Below are 17,449 nucleotides of genomic sequence, written 5' to 3'. Positions count from 1 at the left end.
TATTGACATCTCATGCCGCTACGTGGCCAGCCGGTGAGTGCTAGCCTGTAGCTTTATACGTGCCGGGCAATTAGCTCGTCGTACGTATGCACAGCAACAATGCGTCCGTCTTTCAGCTCGTAAATTCGGTCGCATTGACGCAGGGTAGTAATCCGGTGCGCAATGATGAAGATGGTAATGTCCGTGGCCGAAAGCTTGTTGATGGCTTCGCTGACTTCTCTTTCTGTTTGGGTATCCAACGCGCTAGTGGCTTCGTCCATCACCAGAATCTGCGTCTGCTTATATAGAGCTCGGGCAATACCGATGCGCTGGCGCTGACCACCCGACAAACGAGCCCCCCGCTCTCCTGATACTGTATTCAGCCCTTCCGGCAGCGAAGACACAAAATCGGCCAGGGAGGCTTGCTCCAGCGCGTACTGTAGCCGTTGCGGATCAGGGTTGGTTTCTCCGAGGGTGATATTGTCCTGCAAAGAGGCCTGCATAAGGAAAGTATCCTGCTTCACGTAACCTACCAGCCGGTGCCAGGCTTCTGTATTCTCCAACTGTAGCGGTACACCATCAACTAGGATTTCTCCTGTCTGCTGGCTGTAAAAACGTAGCAGCAAGTTCATCAGCGTGGTTTTACCAGATCCGGAGCTGCCGATAAATCCTATTTTCTCTCCTTTACGAACGGTAAAGCTTACTCCCCGCAACACTGGGGTATCACTTCCTGGGAAGGCAAAGCTGAGGTTATTAAACTCCACCTGGTGGTGAAAGCTAATAGCAGGAACTTGCTTTACCTTATGCTCCTGCCATTGCGACTCCTCATACGCTTGCAGGGCCTCCAGCGTGTACAAGTGCTGCTTCATAGTGACCATACTGGCCAGAATCCGATTCACGGAGGGCATCAGCTTATAGGCGGCGGCGGCAAACAAGCCCACAATAGTTACCAGGCTGGCCGTGTCACCGGTAATAAGCAGCGCGTACAGAATAATAGTGATAACGGCCAGGATGGACACCATCTCAATGATGCGCACGGGCAGCAGCCCGTATACGTACGCCTTGGCATCCAGGCTTTGCATCAGTGCCTGATTGGTGTTGATTCGCTGGCGGAACAGTTGCAGCTTATGAGCTAGCTTTAGCTCGACATAGCCGGCAAAGGTGTCGCTTACAATGCCGTACGCTTTCGGTGCCTGCAAATCCCGCTCGTGGCCTAGCTGCTGAGCCCGGTTACGCAGGACTTTGTAGGTGATTACGGTAGCCGGAACCAGAGTAACGGCCAGAATTACGAACAGCATGGGCTGGTAGAACAAGATGCCCAGCACCACAATCAACACGATAATTATTTCGGAAAGCACGACGAATACCTGCCGTATTATCCCGTTCAAATAGGCATTGGGGACAGTCAATACTTCGTTCACTACTTCAAACGTGCCGATTTCTTGAAACTTCCAGAAAGGAAGACCAATGTATTTTACGTACTGGCTATCAATAATTTTAAGAGCAACCTTAGCCGTAAATCGAACCTGCTTGTAGTTTATCCAGCTGATAAACAAATTCTTAGCCAAGAAAAACACAAATATTGCTAAGACGGCAGACACGAAGAATGCAGTTTCCGATTGAAAGCCCAAGCTTTTATATAGGAAGGCAGACCACTTATGCTCCTGCACTGCTCCCGGTCGCGAGGCCAGGGTAACCACCGGAATGAGCGAGGCTAACCCAAATACATCCAGGAAAGAAGCAAATATCTGTAGCAGGAACATAACTGTTGCCTGTTTCTTCTCCGCCGGCGACAGATACCGCAGAATACTTTTGATGGATTCTGCTACTATGTTACCTGTTAGCATTTTAAGCTGGAAACTTGATGGAAAGCGCCTAGAAACGAGCGACTTGCACCGCATTCGTTTCTATACGCCATTGATTAAGGCTGCAAAGGTACGGGATAAATGCTTGAGATATTCTGGTCAGCAATTTGGTTATTACTCAATTACGCAGTAGTGACTACTACCATTCGTTCCGTTTAAACTACTTAGTAATCAACCTTTCCATCTTGCAGCAGCGCAGCATCTAACTCAGACCAGAAAAGCTCCGGGCGGTGCGCTGGCTTGCTCTGCTAGGTTGCATTTTTGCTGATGCTGGATGCCGTACTTACACCGCAGCCGACCTGCATTTGTACAAGTCGGCTGCGGTGTAAATCTGGACGTGAACTCGCTCCAGATAGAAGAATAGACAAGTGGTATAAATCAGCGGCGCCCAAGCAGGTGCTGCGCCTTCATCACGGCGCTACCCGGTATACCCAGCCGGGCGCACATATACAATACCCAGCTCGTGAGTGAACGGTCATCCTGCCACCGTACCCGTAGCCAGTGCGCCGCCTGCGGACTGCCGATTTGGTAGAGCAGCGTTAGTCTCTATAAATAGCACTTTAGGGGTTGCCGTTTAATTTAGGCACAATGGCGCGTTTTATCTTACCTAGATATGGCCTATTTAAATAGGCTTTAAGTGCATGCTTATAAATAAACGTTTTAATAAAGCTTTTAGAGAATTTGACATCAAAATATTTAATAAATGATTTGACCGGAGACATCTCATAGTACTCGAACCACTTATATCGATAGACATGGTTACAGTCAGTGAGCATGTTCCAGGGCTTAGGTCCACTGAAGTGAATTATCACCTTGTCCCTTAAGTAATCTTCCAATATAGTCTTATCGTTTGTTGAAGGACAATGTACCCCTGTTAAATTATAACCCACATCCAACTTATACCAGTCGTTGAGCAACACCATATTCAGAGCATCTTGATCAGGGAATTGCTTAATTCGCTCGGGATAGGTCATAATGACTTCCGTCGTGCGTTCGGTTACTCGCTTCTGGTTCCATTTAGGAATATTAATAAGCGTCACTCCTGAATTAAAATACTGACCTTCCTGAGTGATTCCTAGCTCTTTACGAATAGGCATCCAATCGTCGGCTACGGCTGCTAGAGGGTGCCCACCTATATCTAGACTGGATAGGCTGCCTAGGTCTCCTACAACTATCGTATCGATATCCATATAAATAATGGTTTCGACCGAGGCAGGTACAAGCTTGGCAAAAAATAGACGATAAAAAATTGTCTCGGTAAAATAGCTACCCGCATGATCTGGTAGCACAAAGTCTTGCACTAAGGAGGGCTCTACGACATAGAAAAAGATTCTACCTCCATTTCCCTCCACATATTGTACTAATGCATCCTTATCAGCTTCCGTTATGCCTGTAGCAATAGCGTGTATCACAATGCTATGAGCACGGTTATGATGAAATACGGAAGCTAAAAGCACGTAAAAGGGTGGAAGATAACCCTTATCGAAACAAAAGCCTAAATGGATAATAGAAGAGGTGGACATGCTTGAAAAAGCGAGTAAGAACTTTATTTATAATTAGTCTTTTAACTTTCTGTTATTAGTTTTTAAACTGAAACAGTAAAGCAAGTGCATCTTGCAGGCAGAAAGTAAAGTCTATCCCGGGTAGCCTTAGGTCCACCTTTGGCTCTGCAATTTAGTAGCGTATGATGGGTCTGTGCAAACTTATAGTAGAGCTTGGGTAAATTATCCTTTGAGTCGCATGCTCATCGTCTTGTAATTTACTCGAATGGATAGAATAGCCTTGGCCCGTTTAATATTGCAACAGTCATTACGAATCAGCGGCGCCCAAGTAGGTGCTGCGCCTTCATCACGGCGCTACCCGGTATACCCAGCCGGGCGCACATATACAATACCCAGCTCGTGAGTGAACGGTCATCCTGCCACCGCACCCGTAGCCAGTGCGCCGCCTGCGGGCTACCAATCTGGTAGAGCAGCTCCGAACGCAAATGCGTCTGACGAATAATAGCAGCGTCAGCCTCTGAGCTTACTCCCCTATTTTTGTTTAGGAGCATCAAGGAGCCTTCCTCCATTTGACGGCGGCGCGAATTAAACACGGCATTAGCATGCCGACGATACCGAGCACTAACTTTAGGAGAATATAAAAACTTGTATTCCCTAGCTATGCGCAACCACATATCCCAGTCCTCGAAGGGCAAGCTTTCATCATAAAGGCCAACCCTCTCATAGCAAGAACGCCGCACCAATGTACTCATGGCCGCAATGACGCAAGAGTTAAGCAAGGTCACGTACACTTCTTCGGGATGCGGAATAGCAAAATCATCCGGCTGAGGAATGGTATTGCCTTCACTGTCCATAAACTCGATGGCGCTGGTAATTACTCCTACCTCGGGCGGGGCGTTGAGCAGCAAGGGCACCTGCACGGCCAGCTTGTCGGGCAGATACACGTCGTCCGAGCCGATAAGGCAGATGAACTCCCCCTGGGCCTGGGTCACCAGCGTGTTGCAGGCCGGGCAGATGCCGCGGTTGGTCGGATGTTCAATGAGCCGGCCCCGTACCTGCGGATGCTCCGCCAGCCAGGCCCGGGCCACGGCCGCGGAGTCGTCGGTGGAAGCATCATCCACGATGAGCACCTCGACATTCGGGTAGGTCTGCCGCCGGATGCTCTCTAGCGTCTCGCGCAGATACGATGCATTGTTGTACGAAAGAACACCTACCGTTACTACAGAAGCTTCTTGAATCACGCTACCAACAGTTTGCGAACTATCTTGTGCCACTTTAGCATCCATTTATCTGAAGTAGGTTTGCATACCTTTTACTACGGCAGCAACGTGCTCTTCAGTCATACCAGGCCACATGGGCAGACTTAAGCTAGTATTTGCCAGGTCCTCCGCAATAGGATAAGCTCCCTTCATAATACCCATGTGGGCGTATGCCTGCTGCATATGCGGAGGCACGGGGTAGTGAATGAGGGTCCCGATTCCTGCGCTGGTGAGGTGCTGCTGAAGCGCGTCTCGCTGAGTTGTGCGCACTACATACAGATGGTAGACGTGGGTGCTACCTTCTACCGTCACGGGAAGCTGCAAATCGCCAATGCCTTGCAGGTGTTCATCGTACCAGCGTGCTACCTGCTGACGCTGGCGTGTCCATTCGGGCAGGTACTGCAGTTTTACCTGTAACACAGCGGCGTGCAATTCGTCCAGCCGTGAGTTGTAGCCAATTACCTCGTTGTAATACTTCTGCTGCGAGCCATAATTGCGCAACGTCTGAATTTTCTTAGCTAGCGCCTCATCATTGGTCGTTACGGCTCCGGCATCTCCTAACGCACCCAGGTTTTTGCCCGGGTAAAAGCTAGTGCCATTGGCATGGCCAAAGCTACCCGTGACACCTCCATCAGCCGTAGCGCCCTGAGACTGCGCGTTATCTTCTACCACAAATAGGTTGTGTCGGCCGGCAATTTCCATAATAGCCGTCATCTCGCAGGCTTGACCATATAGGTGTACGGGCATGATGGCCTTCGTGCGCGGCGTAATGGCAGCTTCTATCCGGCCCGGATCAATATTATATGTTGCCGGATCGGGCTCCACCGGTACGGGAGTTGCGCCTACGTAGGAAATAGCTAACCAGGTGGCAATGTATGTGTTGGATGGTACGATTACCTCATCGCCAGGCCCAATACCCAGTGCTACCAACGACAGGTGCAAAGCATCAAGTCCATTAGCGACGCCTATACTGTACCGTGAGCCTGAAAAGGTGCTATACGCCGCCTCAAAGTCGCGCACGTGCTGACCAAGTACATACCATTGTGCATCATACACCTGACCCAAAGCGGCCATAACTTCCTCACGAATGGGTTCATGCTGAGGAGCGAAAGAGAGAAAAGGAACCGTCATACCACGTATTGGAAGAAAATATCGATGCCCCAAAATTAGGGAATGTTCTCCAGTATCATTTTAGAGCCCACTGAGGTCATAACAGGGTGCTTGCTGCCCCTGCCATCCTACTATTATTCATCCGCACGCTGTCTTCTTGATATGTTCCCTCTACTCTTTGCCTAAAGCACCTTTCACCCGACGCCACACCCTTCCCACTTCTGGATAGTTAAAGTAGGTTTCCAACACGCGGCTACACAGAAGCTTTTTCATTTCTAGCCGTGTCATGGGCTTAGGCACGAACTGCGCTTGCTTTGCCCGGGGTGATTGACGCAAATATTCAAGGTATAAGAATCTCAGCTTATTCTCACAGGCACGGTGCCAGGGTTTGTTGCGGCCATTGTAATGGATGATGACCTTGTCGGCTAGGAACCGGCGGTAGTCGCGCTTGGCCAGGTCATGGGGAATGTAGGCCTTCATCAGGTTGTAGCGGCAGTCCAGCCGGTGCCAGCGGCCCTGGAAATGCATATTTAGCGCATCCTGGTCACAGTACTCCAGTTTTTCCGGGTGCGCAGCAATAATTTTCATTATCTGCGCGGTGGTGCGTTGCTCCCGCCACTGGGGCAGATTTATCAGCAGGATGCCCGCGTTGAAGTAGTCTTCGAGCCGGTATATACCCAACTCTGTGCGTAAGGGCATCTCAGCTTCCATCACGGCTCCTATTACGGCAGAACCAATGTCGGCTTGGTAAACTTCGGTTAGGTCGCCAACTACCAGCGAATCAATATCCAGATACAACAGGCGCTCAACATCCGGGGGCGCCAACTGGGCGAAGAAAAGGCGATAGTACGTGGCCAGAGTAAGCCATGCTTCGCTCTTATCGGGCACGGGAAAATTCCTGGTGGTGTCGGCGTCAAGCTCGTAGTAATGGAGTTGTGCGCCTTGCTGGCGAACATACGCGGCTATAGCTTCCTTATCGGCGACGGGCACGTCGGAAGCAATGGCATGCAGCTCTATCTGCTGACCAGCGTTATGATGGAAGATGGAGGTTAACAACACATAAACTGGCGTGATGTACCCTTCATCAAAGGCAATGGCCAAGTGTACGGTTGGTTTCTGCTGTTCCATGTGCAAAGCAGTTTTGAGTAAACAAAATCACTTTAGTAACGGCCTGAAAAACCAGAACGTATATAGTGCCCCCAAGCTCGGAACCAAAAAATGGCGAATGGTTCTGCTTGTAAAGCAGAACCATTCGCCATTTAACCCGCAGACAGCCAGTTTGTTGCTTATATTATAAAAGCCATATTAATTTCTTGTGTCAAATTTCAATCGGCACGCGACACTGCTGAGCTAGCCCCTTGCCCAGGCTAGTTTACCAAGCCAGTGTTATTATCTCTCGTGCGCCGTCTTTTAACCCGGCGCCATAACTGCCCTACCTCCGGATAGTTGAAGTAGGTTTCCATAATACGGCTATGAAACAGCTGCTTAAGCGCCTCACGGGTAGGAGGCTTGGACATATACTGGCCAAAACGGGCTACCGGCGACCTGCGCAGGTAGTACGGATACAGGAAGCGCAGGCGGTTTATGCAGGCACGGTGCCAGGGTTTGTTGCGGCCATTGTAATGGATGATGACCTTGTCGGCTAGGAACCGGCGGTAGTCGCGCTTGGCCAGGTCATGGGGAATGTAGGCCTTCATCAGGTTGTAGCGGCAGTCCAGCCGGTGCCAGCGGCCCTGAAAGACAACGTTCAGCGCATCCTGGTCGTGATATTGCAGAACATCTTTAGGCGTGCGTACAATGACCTCAATGGCACGCTCGGAAATGCGCTGAGCACGCCACGGCGGCAAATTCATTAGCAGCATACCCGAGTTGAAGTAGTCCTCCAGGCTGCGCATTCCTATTTCGGAGCGTAACGGCACTTCGGCTTCCATCACAGCGCCAACCGCAGTGTCACCTAAGTCAGCCTGATACATTTCCGCCAAGCTGCCAACTACCAGCATATCAATATCTAGATACAACAGATGCTTGATATCCTGAGGCACTAAGCGCGGAAAGAACAGGCGGTAGTACGCCGCCATTGTAATGTAGGCCTCCGGCTCATCGGGCCCAGGCACCGGAAAGCCCTGCGTTACCTCCGGACTAATCACGTAAAAGTGCATATCGCCCCCCTGCTGCCGGGCATACTCTACCATGCGCGTCTTTGCAGCTTGCGGTACATCGGTGGCAATGGCGTGCACCTGCACCTGGCAGTCCCGATTGTTCAGGAAGATAGAAGTTAGCAATACAAAAACGGGGTTCACATACACCTCATCAAAAGCTATGGCAATGTGAATTACGGTAGAACTGGTTGACATGAATTACGAAGCTGTGCACACTGTCTAAGTAACCTAATATGCAAGAATTAATCCGGACTATAAATTTTATCTATGATATCAGGTATTTATATATCACAACCAAATCATAATAAAATCAATTTTCTTGCACTGATAGTCGATATTCGCCAAAAATTTAAGATTACGGCTTACTGCGCAGTATTTACTATATATTATATATATTTACAAAACCATGATTTTTGAAGTACACACCAATATACTTTAAAGTAATGGCAAAATTTATTAACATGAATGGGTAAGCTACAGCAAAATACCTTTGCTCAGGTTGCTGAAACACAATACCTATAATAATTATTGTATACAGCGGCACGATTTTTACAAGTATATTTTTTTTCTTATCATGTTTCCAAATGAATAAAACAGAAATAAAACCTAACCCTACTGTCAACACATAGAATATGTATGAGAGTACTTTAAAAATTCTATGAATCATAGGCAGGTCACTAAATGATCTAGTAAAAATAACTGCAACAGCATTCTTAAATACAAGAATATAAAGTATCTTAATTCTATTGATAATATGGTATCTGACTGGTTTTTCTTCTTTATAAGAGTCCTTGTAAGCATTAATTCTATTAACTAACATAGAATCTTGACGGTGTTGGATTCGATTTTGTTTAGACGGAAGAGGTAAATTTCTATACGTTTCTTTTATAACCTGCAAAGTATCCATATTATACAAACGAGTGAAATCGTTTTGACTCCAAACGAATTTAGGGTTAGGTGAGCTATAACCTACGAACCAATCCATCGCAGAATTTCTCTCCCAAAAGGCAGCTTCGTAGCCAAGCGAGGTACAGAGACCCACTAATGATTTATAGCTTTCCTTTGTATCATATCCAGCCCATACAGTGGACTGCAACGGTATGATCCTTTTATATATTGGCCAGTTTCGCGCTACCCAAAGTGAATCTAAAATGATAAAAGGCAAAGAAAAGATTGATAACATAAGCAAAATACGCTTGACATCTTCTCCAAGAGTATGGAAATGCCAGATAAGATAAAAACCTACTGCTGGGAAAATCAAAACCAAAAAAGGCCTAAAAAATACAGCTATTGCTAACGTGACACCTATAAAAAAAACATATGTTAATCGTCGATTATTTAATACTTTGCATATAAAATAAAAGCTTGACAATACTGTGATTACCGCAAAACTTTCACCCAAAACAACTACGTCATATTTTAACAAAAAGGTACTCAAAGCAAAAAGCATCATAGCAATGAAAGCATAATATTTTCCGTAATCTAGCCTTAACATAATTTTACCAACCAGATACATACTAACAAATGAGCACAAATACTGAGCTAAACAGTATGCAACCATTGAGTGCAAGGGATTCAAAAACAACCTAAAACACAAATAAACAGCTCCAACTGCAGGCATACGGCCTGCATAAGAGTCAATAAGTTTCTTATCACCTACATAGTTTCCATATTTTAATAAGTTGTCGATTGGCTCTGTATAAGACAGTGTATCACCTTCTATAAGAAAGTATTTCCCATCTCCAAAATACATATTAGTTCCATAAACAAAGAAAGAAATTATTATTTTTATAAGACAGCAAAACAAAAATGCTTTCGAAAACGGAATTAGCTGTATTTTTTTCTTGACAGAATCAAGCAGCAACAAAGTCGTTATTTTTTTCATGTCTATAAAACCAATCATTATCTTATAAAGCAATACTTAAGATTTACTCTTTGTGAAACCATAAATTTCACTGACAACATACAAGGGGCGACTACGGGCAGCATCCATAGAGCGCCACACATATTCACCTATTATACCTAGCGCGACCATTTGAAAGGCAGATATAAATAGCACAACCACCATTAATGTGGTCCAACCTTGCGGGCCTTGAGGATCCAATATTTTTAATCCTATAATGTATATACCATAGATTAGAGCAATAACTCCTAGCCCTAAACCAGTTACAGAAATAGCACGTATTGGAAAAAAGGAAAAAGAAAGCAGTGAATCAATTAACAGCTTTATTTTTTTTGAAATAGTCCACCGTGAAGTTCCTATTTGGCGTTTGCGACGCACATACGGAATGTTAACGTATGCGAACCCTAACCAAATCATGAGGTAGAACACATTGCTATTGCGTTCATGCATCTTAGTAACCTCGTCGGCTACTTGCCGATCAAAGAATACAAAATCAAACCCGCCGTCTGGAATATTGCTTAAGGCTAATCGCTTCATCAGCCAATGAAAGGCTTGAGCAAACCACTTGGAAAAGCCAGTTTCCTCTCGGTCTTGTCGGTTACCTATCACCAGTTTGAAACCCTTTTGCCAATAGTCATACATCTGTACCATTAACTCAGGTGGATCCTGCATATCGGCAGTAATTACAGATAAACAATCGCCAGTAGCATGAGCAATACCGGCAACAATAGCGTTGTAAGAACCAACGTTGCCAGCTAATTTTATCACTCGTATGCGGTCAGGATATTGATCGTGAGCCGCTATCAAAGCCTGTAGCGTCTGGTCGCCCGAACCATCATCCACGAATATGTATTCAAATTCTACCCCAGTTGGAAAACGGACTTCATTGTCGATTAACTCTTTGACCGTAACGGGCACATTTGCCTCATTATAATAACAAGGGATGATTACTGACAACTTGGGCATGAGCTTTTTTAGTGGCCGTATGTTGGCTAAAACAGATGAATAATGACGGTAAGAAAGACGGATGTACTTATTGAGCTAGTGAATAATTTGTACATAGCACAAAGAATAATATAAGACATAACAGCGACGTCACATTTCCTGCTAACAATAAGCTAGATTATTGTTAAAAAGAGCAAGCCAAAACACAGCTTGAGCCCCCAAGTTTAAAGCCAAGTTTCTCGCTAGTGCGAAACACAGCCCGATTGGTGACCTGAGTAGTCATCAAAACGTACTCCACTTCCTTTTGTCGAGCCCGCTGCACAGTTTCCGACACCAGCTTCAGGTGCCAGCCCCGGTTAGAGGGGCCTACGGCGGTGAGCACTACACGTGACAAACCAGTGTTGAGTTGCTGGCCATGTGCCTGCAGATCGCTGATAGCTAAGAAGGAATCGAGGGGCAAACCGGCCTCATTCGGTACCAACACGGCGTCGCAATAACCTTCGACGGAAGCCGAAGCATAACGCGCCAGAAACTGGTCACCTAACTCATCACCGAACCACCGGTCAGCGTGAAAGCGGTCGTATTCATTGCGGGCCGCTGCCGAAATTTGACCTATGGCAGCGGCTTCCTCAGGCCGGGCCACGCGAACGGGATAGCGGGGCTGATTAAAAGAGGCTACTTCATCGTGAAAGAACAACAATCGAGTTTCTATCAAGCGCCAGCCCGTGTCGCCCAGTGCCTGAGCGACACGGGTATCTTCAGCGGGCAGTTCAGCAAAACAGTAGGCGGCTCCTTGCTGTCGAAGGTGTTGGCGAAACGCATGCCCGGCGACAGCTAAAACCGCAGCTGAAACAGTATTAGTAAAAAGAGCTGTAAATACCTTATATATCTCCGCTTTGAAAAATGCACTGTCCCAGGCCAGATAGGCGTACAAAAATTGAACAGTAACTCCCTGATGTTCAAATTCGAAAATACGATGCGACGCGTCAGTAGCGTACTGCTCGGCTAAACCGGTACCGAACAGCCGCTGCTGCGTATCTACATCAAGCTTGCGCAGGAAATTGTAAGGCGAATAGAAGAAGAGCTTATCAGCCCGGGCCGCTATTAGGTCGACCCTTACTTGTGGCCCCATATCCGCTTAAAGTCTTCGTATTGGCGGATATAATCATGCTCTTGGTAAGAGGTAGAGGCAAATACTACTTGTACGGCGGTATGTGAGTACTGCATAGTGTGCCAAGCATTGGGGGGAATGTACACGCCTACATGTGGCGACTCTAGCACAAAAGTTTGCACTTCGCCGTCGGGCATTTCCGTCGTGACAATAATCCGCCCAGCTACTGCAATAAGTACCTGTTCGGTCGCATGGTGTGCATGACGGCCTCGTACAATATTCTCAGGTGTAAAGTAAGTCCAGAAAGTACGTTCTATTGGGAACGGAATAAGCCCGTTAGCTTCCCCAACGGAAATGTAGCCGATATCGGAGGCACCCAGCTTTGGAAACTCAATTAGATGTGGCTTCTGCATAAACGTCGGGGAAGGCTCTAGAACGTGCGTGGGGTGTTATTTACCTGACCAGTAATCACACCGGGCACATGCTCCCGGAAGTACTCTAAAGTACGACGCAACCCTTCCGCACGGTCTACCTTCGGCTCCCAGCCCAGCACCTCTTTGGCTTTGGTGATGTCAGGCCGGCGCTTCATAGGGTCGTTTTCCGGCAGAGGCCGGTAATCGGGCTTGAACTCCACGCCAGTAAGGCGGGCAATTTCCTCGCCGAACTCCTTAATGGTGATTTCCGACGGGTTGCCAATGTTCACAGGCAAGTGATAGTCGCTCAGCAGCAGACGGTAGATGCCATCTACTAGATCATCCACGTAGCAGAACGAGCGGGTTTGCGAACCATCGCCGAATACCGTTAGGTTCTCGCCACGCAGGGCCTGCGAGAGGAAAGCCGGCAATACGCGACCGTCGTTGAGGCGCATGCGCGGGCCATAGGTGTTGAAGATGCGCACAATGCGGGTCTCCAGGCCATGGTGGTTATGATAAGCCATGGTGATGGCCTCCTGGAAGCGCTTGGCTTCATCATAGCAACCGCGGGGTCCCACGGGGTTTACGTTACCGAAGTATTCTTCAACCTGGGGGTGAATTTCTGGGTCGCCGTACACTTCCGAGGTGCTGGCAATTAGCATCCGGGCACCCTTTACACGGGCTAAGCCCAACAGGTTATGGGTGCCTAGTGAGCCCACCTTCAGCGTCTGAATGGGAATCTTAAGGTAGTCAATGGGCGAAGCAGGTGAGGCGAAGTGCAGAATGTAATCCAGCTTGCCGGGTACAAATACAAACTTTGATACATCATGATGATGAAACTCAAAGTTCTCTTTGCCAAACAAATGCTGGATGTTTTCTAAATCACCCGTCACGAGGTTATCCATGGCAATGACGTGGTAGCCTTCCGCCAAGAACCGGTCGCAGAGGTGGGAGCCTAGAAAGCCTGCCCCGCCGGTGATTAATACGCGTTTCTTATCTGACATGTAAGTAAGAAGTAACCGAGGTAAAAAAAGATGCTTATCCGCAGATTAAGCGGGCTCGTGGTGAGCCGTTTTGATGCCGATGCAATGGTAAGCGTAACCAGCAGCCCGCAGTTCAGCGGCATCGTAAATGTTGCGTCCGTCGAAGATAACCTTCTGTTTCAGCAAGCGGCTCATTACATCGAAGTTTGGCACGCGGAACTCAGGCCACTCCGTAACCACGAGCAGAGCGTCGGCATCAATCAAGGCCTCCATTTGGTCCTTGGCGTAAGTTATCCGGTCGCCGAGGGAGTGCTTGGCCTCTTCCATAGCTACTGGGTCATAAGCTGTAACTGTGCAGCCCTCAGCTAGCAACTTGTCGATGATTACCAAGGAAGGTGCTTCGCGCATGTCGTCCGTTTTGGGCTTAAACGACAAGCCCCAAATGGCTATTTTCTTTCCGTTCAGGTCGCCGCCGAAGTGGTTTTTTACCTTATTAAACAGTACCTCCTTTTGGGCTTCGTTGACACCTTCTACGGCTTGCAGCACTTGCATTTGGTAGCCATTTTCTGCGGCGGTTTTAATCAGAGCTTTTACGTCCTTAGGGAAGCAAGAACCACCATAGCCGATACCAGGGTAGATGAATTTGGTGCCAATTCGGGCATCAGAGCCAATACCCTTGCGGACCATGTTCACGTCAGCGCCCATGATTTCGCACAGGTTGGCGATGTCGTTCATGAACGAAATTTTGGTAGCCAGCATGGAGTTGGCCGCATATTTCGTCATTTCAGCCGACGGAATATCCATGAAGATAATGGGATGACCATTAAGCAAGAAGGGCTTGTACAGGCGGCTCATTACCTCCTCAGCCCGCTCCGACGAAACTCCTACTACAATGCGGTCAGGCTTGAGGAAGTCGTCAATAGCAGCACCTTCTTTTAGGAATTCGGGATTAGAAGCAACATCAAATTCGATGTTTTCGCCGCGCTTAGCTAAGGCATCTTCAATTTCCTTGCGCACCTTGGCAGCCGTGCCAACCGGCACCGTACTCTTGGTCACGATAACGCCGTAGCTGTTCATGTTTTCACCGATGCTGCGAGCCACGGCCAGTACGTACTTCAAGTCAGCCGAACCATCTTCGCCAGGAGGCGTGCCTACCGCAATAAAGGCCACATCGCAGCCTTTGATGGCCTCGCTGATGTTAGTGGAGAAGTGCAGGCGGCCTGCAGCCACATTGCGCGACACCATTTCTTCCAGGCCCGGCTCATAGATGGGCAAAATACCTTTGTGCAGGTTGTCAATCTTGCGCTGATCAATGTCGATGCATGTCACATCGATGCCTACCTCGGCAAAACAAGTGCCTGTTACAAGGCCGACATAGCCGGTGCCTACTACTGCGATTTTCATATGAAGAAGAGGTATGTAAATTTTAGAATGCTACTGTGATGAGAGGGCGTGTAGGGTTACGCAAACAGGCCGTACTTGAGAATGCAGTAGATGGCACGAAACCCGTCGCGCCACCCTATTTTTTTACCTTCGGCGTAGGTCCGGCCGTAGTAGCTGATGCCTACTTCGTAGATGCGCACATTGGGCACCCGCGCCATTTTGATGGTTACTTCCGGCTCGAAGCCGAAGCGCTTTTCTTCCAGTTGAAGTCCCTGTACAATATCGCGCCGGAAGAGCTTGTAGCAGGTCTCCATATCGGTTAGGTTCAGGTTGGAGAAGGCATTGCTGAGCATAGTTAGCCAGTGGTTGCCGATGCTGTGCCAAAAGAATAGAATCCGGTGCGGCTTACCGCCAATAAAGCGGGAGCCATACACCACATCTGCCACGCCCCGTAGCACGGGACGCAGTAGGACGTTGTATTCCTCCGGATCATACTCCAAGTCAGCGTCTTGGATGATGATGTAGTCACCGGTGGCTTTTCGAATGCCGGTATGCAAAGCCGCGCCTTTTCCCTGATTTACGTCGTGCTTATAATACTGTATTGCCAGCTCTGGGTTGCTAGCTACGTAGCGCTGAACCGCTTCTTCTGTGTTATCCCGGGAGCAGTCGTTTACAATCAGCACTTCTTTGGTAAAGCCTCCCAACAATTGCACCTGCTTAATCTGGTCCAGAATAAGGTGGATAGTTGCTCCCTCGTTGTAGGCCGGAATGATGATGGAAAGCTTACGCGCGGGGACTGTTGGAGCCATACTCAGAAACAAGGAGAAACGTAGTGCGATACAATAACGCTAGGTGACAGATTCAAGAGAGACTGTATAAACTACTAGGCAGCCATCATATGCTTTTTCCACCACCACTGGAACACAATCAGGGCCCAAATGCGGGCGTGCACGTCGCCGGGGCTGGAGGAGAAAAGCTGCCTCTTCAGCCCGCGAATAGCTTCGACATCGAACACGCCTTGGGCCTCAATGAACCCGTCGGAAAGCAAGTCGTCCTCAATTAAGGGGCGAAGCTCCCCACGAAACCACTTTAGCAATGGTACCTCGAAGCCGTGCTTAGGCCGCTTGTACAACTCCCCGGGCAGCATAGGCCGGAAGGCATCCTGCACAATCTTCTTTTTCATCTTCCCATCGATTTTGCTGGAAACGGGGATGGAAAAAGCGAAGCGTACGACATTAGGGTCGAGGAAGGGCGGGCGCACCTCCAGGGAATTAGCCATGCTCATCAGGTCTACCTTGGTGAGCATGTCGTAGGGTAGCACCAGCTTGGTATCCGTGAGCAGCACCTCGTTCAGGTCGCCGTCGGCATGCAGATCTTCAAGAATATCTTTCCGGCGCTTCTCAGCCAGCTTCTTGCCAACTTTGCGTTTGGCTGCTGGGCTCAATAGGGCGCGCGCATCCTTCTCGGACGCAAACGAAGCCCAATCCCAGTACCGGTCCTTGGGGCCAGACAGCATGCCGCGCGAGAAGCGCTGAAACTGCCGCACTTTGTTGCCAAAAAATGAATTGCGTGACTTAGGTAGCACGTCCCACAGCAGGTTTAAGCCTGTTACGGCTTCGGCCTTAAAGCCGCCCTGACGCACCTGAAACTCCCCCATGTGCTTATTGTAGCCGCCAAACAACTCATCAGCCCCGTCGCCCGACAACGCTACCGTGGCTTTTTCCCGGGTGCGCTTGCTGAGGATATACACGGCCAGCGCCGAGGAGTCGGCGAAGGGCTCGTCGATGTAGTTCAACACATCGAAAATATGGTCGTAGAGGTCCTGGTTAGTCAGGGAGAAGACCGTATGATTGGTCTTGTACTTATCTGCTACGAGCTTGGCGTACTTGGTTTCGTCGAAGAAGGGCTCGTCGCGGTAGCCAATGCTGAAGGTGTTTAGGTGTTGGGTGTGGCGCGTGGCTAGGGCCACGATTACTGAGGAGTCGATGCCGCCACTAAGGAAGGCGCCCACGGGCACGTCGGCTACGAGGCGGCGGGCCGTGGCATCGTCGAGCAGGTCTACCAGTTTGGCTTGCTGCTGCTCATAGCTGAGCTTGTTCTTCTCGGCTTTCTTGGCGTCGTAGGGAATCTTGTACCACCGCTTGCGCACTACCTTCTTGCCCTTCACGTACAGGTAGTGGCCAGGCAGCAGCTTCTTTACGCCTTTGAAAATAGTGGCGGGACCCGGAATATAGTTGAGCTGAAGGTAGTGGCTCAAGGAAACGTAATCCAGCTTGCGCGGCACGCCCAAGGCTAGCAATGACTTCATTTCGGAGGCAAACAAGAGCTTGTCCTCGTCGCGGTAAATCAGCAGGGGCTTCTCCCCCATCCGGTCACGGGCCAAGAAAATAGAGTCCTCTTCCTTGTCGTAAATGGCGAAGTCGAAGAAGCCATTCAGCTTTTTCAGGAAGTTGCGGCCCTCGGAAATATAGAGGTGCAGCACTACCTCCGTGTCGGTTTGGGAGTGGAAGCGGTGTCCCTTGCTGACTAACTTTTGGCGCAGCTCCTTGAAGTTGAAGATCTCGCCATTAAAGACAATCGTGTAGCGGCCCGACTCATCGGTCATGGGCTGGTTGCCGTCGGCGGTCAGGTCAAGGATGGCGAGCCGCCGAAAACCAAGACCACACCGCTCGTAAGCAAAGTGGCCCTGCGAATCAGGACCACGGCTAACGATGGCGTCGGTTGAGGCGCGCAGGGAGGCCAACGAGTTGCGGCCTGCATCAGTAAAAGCAAATACTCCGGAGATTCCACACATAAGGCGGGCAAAAGTACGAACTATCGGGACTTGAGTTTCTAAA

The 17,449-nt window shown here is 48.9% G+C and carries 14 protein-coding genes; all 14 read right to left on the bottom strand.

Annotated elements, in window-relative coordinates:
* Positions 1–53: 53 nt before the first annotated feature.
* Positions 54–1,547: an ABC transporter ATP-binding protein gene (locus tag MWH26_RS02730; RefSeq protein ID WP_247975946.1), complete on the bottom strand. Its 1,494-nt coding sequence runs from the start codon at positions 1,545–1,547 to the stop codon at positions 54–56.
* Positions 1,548–2,404: 857 nt separating this feature from the next.
* Entirely contained in the window at positions 2,405–3,367 is a 963-nt protein-coding gene (locus tag MWH26_RS02725) for a glycosyltransferase family 8 protein (protein WP_244695116.1), read from the bottom strand.
* A gap of 293 nt (positions 3,368–3,660) precedes the next feature.
* Positions 3,661–4,587, bottom strand: a complete 927-nt coding sequence (locus MWH26_RS02720; protein WP_247975945.1) for a glycosyltransferase — start codon at positions 4,585–4,587, stop codon at positions 3,661–3,663.
* 45 nt (positions 4,588–4,632) lie between these two features.
* Positions 4,633–5,736: a DegT/DnrJ/EryC1/StrS family aminotransferase gene (locus MWH26_RS02715; RefSeq protein ID WP_247975944.1), complete on the bottom strand. Its 1,104-nt coding sequence runs from the start codon at positions 5,734–5,736 to the stop codon at positions 4,633–4,635.
* Between the two features lie 150 nt (positions 5,737–5,886).
* Entirely contained in the window at positions 5,887–6,843 is a 957-nt protein-coding gene (locus MWH26_RS02710; RefSeq protein WP_247975943.1) for a glycosyltransferase family 8 protein, read from the bottom strand.
* 239 nt (positions 6,844–7,082) lie between these two features.
* Positions 7,083–8,069 (bottom strand): glycosyltransferase family 8 protein, encoded by a 987-nt coding sequence (locus MWH26_RS02705; protein WP_247975942.1) that lies wholly within the window; start codon positions 8,067–8,069, stop codon positions 7,083–7,085.
* A gap of 184 nt (positions 8,070–8,253) precedes the next feature.
* Positions 8,254–9,759: a glycosyltransferase family 39 protein gene (locus MWH26_RS02700; RefSeq protein ID WP_247975941.1), complete on the bottom strand. Its 1,506-nt coding sequence runs from the start codon at positions 9,757–9,759 to the stop codon at positions 8,254–8,256.
* Between the two features lie 36 nt (positions 9,760–9,795).
* Positions 9,796–10,743, bottom strand: coding sequence for a glycosyltransferase family 2 protein (locus MWH26_RS02695; RefSeq protein ID WP_247975940.1), 948 nt, complete (start codon positions 10,741–10,743; stop codon positions 9,796–9,798).
* 163 nt (positions 10,744–10,906) lie between these two features.
* On the bottom strand, positions 10,907–11,854 hold the full coding sequence (locus MWH26_RS02690) for a hypothetical protein (RefSeq protein ID WP_247975939.1): 948 nt from the start codon (positions 11,852–11,854) through the stop codon (positions 10,907–10,909).
* Positions 11,839–12,246: a sugar 3,4-ketoisomerase gene (locus MWH26_RS02685; protein ID WP_247975938.1), complete on the bottom strand. Its 408-nt coding sequence runs from the start codon at positions 12,244–12,246 to the stop codon at positions 11,839–11,841. The genes MWH26_RS02690 and MWH26_RS02685 overlap by 16 nt, the downstream gene beginning before the upstream one ends.
* Before the next feature lie 17 nt (positions 12,247–12,263).
* Positions 12,264–13,250: a UDP-glucuronic acid decarboxylase family protein gene (locus MWH26_RS02680; protein ID WP_244695101.1), complete on the bottom strand. Its 987-nt coding sequence runs from the start codon at positions 13,248–13,250 to the stop codon at positions 12,264–12,266.
* Positions 13,251–13,295: 45 nt separating this feature from the next.
* Complete coding sequence (locus MWH26_RS02675) at positions 13,296–14,633, bottom strand: UDP-glucose dehydrogenase family protein (RefSeq protein ID WP_247975937.1); 1,338 nt, start codon at positions 14,631–14,633, stop codon at positions 13,296–13,298.
* 56 nt (positions 14,634–14,689) lie between these two features.
* Positions 14,690–15,421, bottom strand: coding sequence for a glycosyltransferase family 2 protein (locus MWH26_RS02670; protein WP_244695099.1), 732 nt, complete (start codon positions 15,419–15,421; stop codon positions 14,690–14,692).
* Positions 15,422–15,495: 74 nt separating this feature from the next.
* A complete protein-coding gene (asnB, locus tag MWH26_RS02665) occupies positions 15,496–17,406 on the bottom strand; it encodes an asparagine synthase (glutamine-hydrolyzing) (protein WP_247975936.1) in 1,911 nt (636 codons plus the stop codon).
* Positions 17,407–17,449: the final 43 nt, after the last annotated feature.

It is taken from the genome of Hymenobacter sublimis (assembly GCF_023101345.1).
Classification (GTDB): domain Bacteria; phylum Bacteroidota; class Bacteroidia; order Cytophagales; family Hymenobacteraceae; genus Hymenobacter; species Hymenobacter sublimis.
Note: the sequence above shows the minus strand (reverse complement) of the source record. Positions and strands in the feature narration are given on the sequence as shown.

Excerpts from the sequence above, each read along its gene's own strand:
- MWH26_RS02700 (WP_247975941.1), bottom strand. The coding sequence starts at position 9,759 with ATGAAAAAAATAACGACTTTGTTGCTGCTTGATTCTGTCAAGAAAAAA.
- MWH26_RS02670 (WP_244695099.1), bottom strand. The coding sequence starts at position 15,421 with ATGGCTCCAACAGTCCCCGCGCGTAAGCTTTCCATCATCATTCCGGCC.
- MWH26_RS02690 (WP_247975939.1), bottom strand. The coding sequence starts at position 11,854 with ATGGGGCCACAAGTAAGGGTCGACCTAATAGCGGCCCGGGCTGATAAG.
- MWH26_RS02675 (WP_247975937.1), bottom strand. The coding sequence starts at position 14,633 with ATGAAAATCGCAGTAGTAGGCACCGGCTATGTCGGCCTTGTAACAGGC.
- MWH26_RS02725 (WP_244695116.1), bottom strand. The coding sequence starts at position 3,367 with ATGTCCACCTCTTCTATTATCCATTTAGGCTTTTGTTTCGATAAGGGT.
- MWH26_RS02705 (WP_247975942.1), bottom strand. The coding sequence starts at position 8,069 with ATGTCAACCAGTTCTACCGTAATTCACATTGCCATAGCTTTTGATGAG.
- MWH26_RS02710 (WP_247975943.1), bottom strand. The coding sequence starts at position 6,843 with ATGGAACAGCAGAAACCAACCGTACACTTGGCCATTGCCTTTGATGAA.
- MWH26_RS02715 (WP_247975944.1), bottom strand. The coding sequence starts at position 5,736 with ATGACGGTTCCTTTTCTCTCTTTCGCTCCTCAGCATGAACCCATTCGT.
- MWH26_RS02680 (WP_244695101.1), bottom strand. The coding sequence starts at position 13,250 with ATGTCAGATAAGAAACGCGTATTAATCACCGGCGGGGCAGGCTTTCTA.
- MWH26_RS02685 (WP_247975938.1), bottom strand. The coding sequence starts at position 12,246 with ATGCAGAAGCCACATCTAATTGAGTTTCCAAAGCTGGGTGCCTCCGAT.
- MWH26_RS02695 (WP_247975940.1), bottom strand. The coding sequence starts at position 10,743 with ATGCCCAAGTTGTCAGTAATCATCCCTTGTTATTATAATGAGGCAAAT.
- asnB (WP_247975936.1), bottom strand. The coding sequence starts at position 17,406 with ATGTGTGGAATCTCCGGAGTATTTGCTTTTACTGATGCAGGCCGCAAC.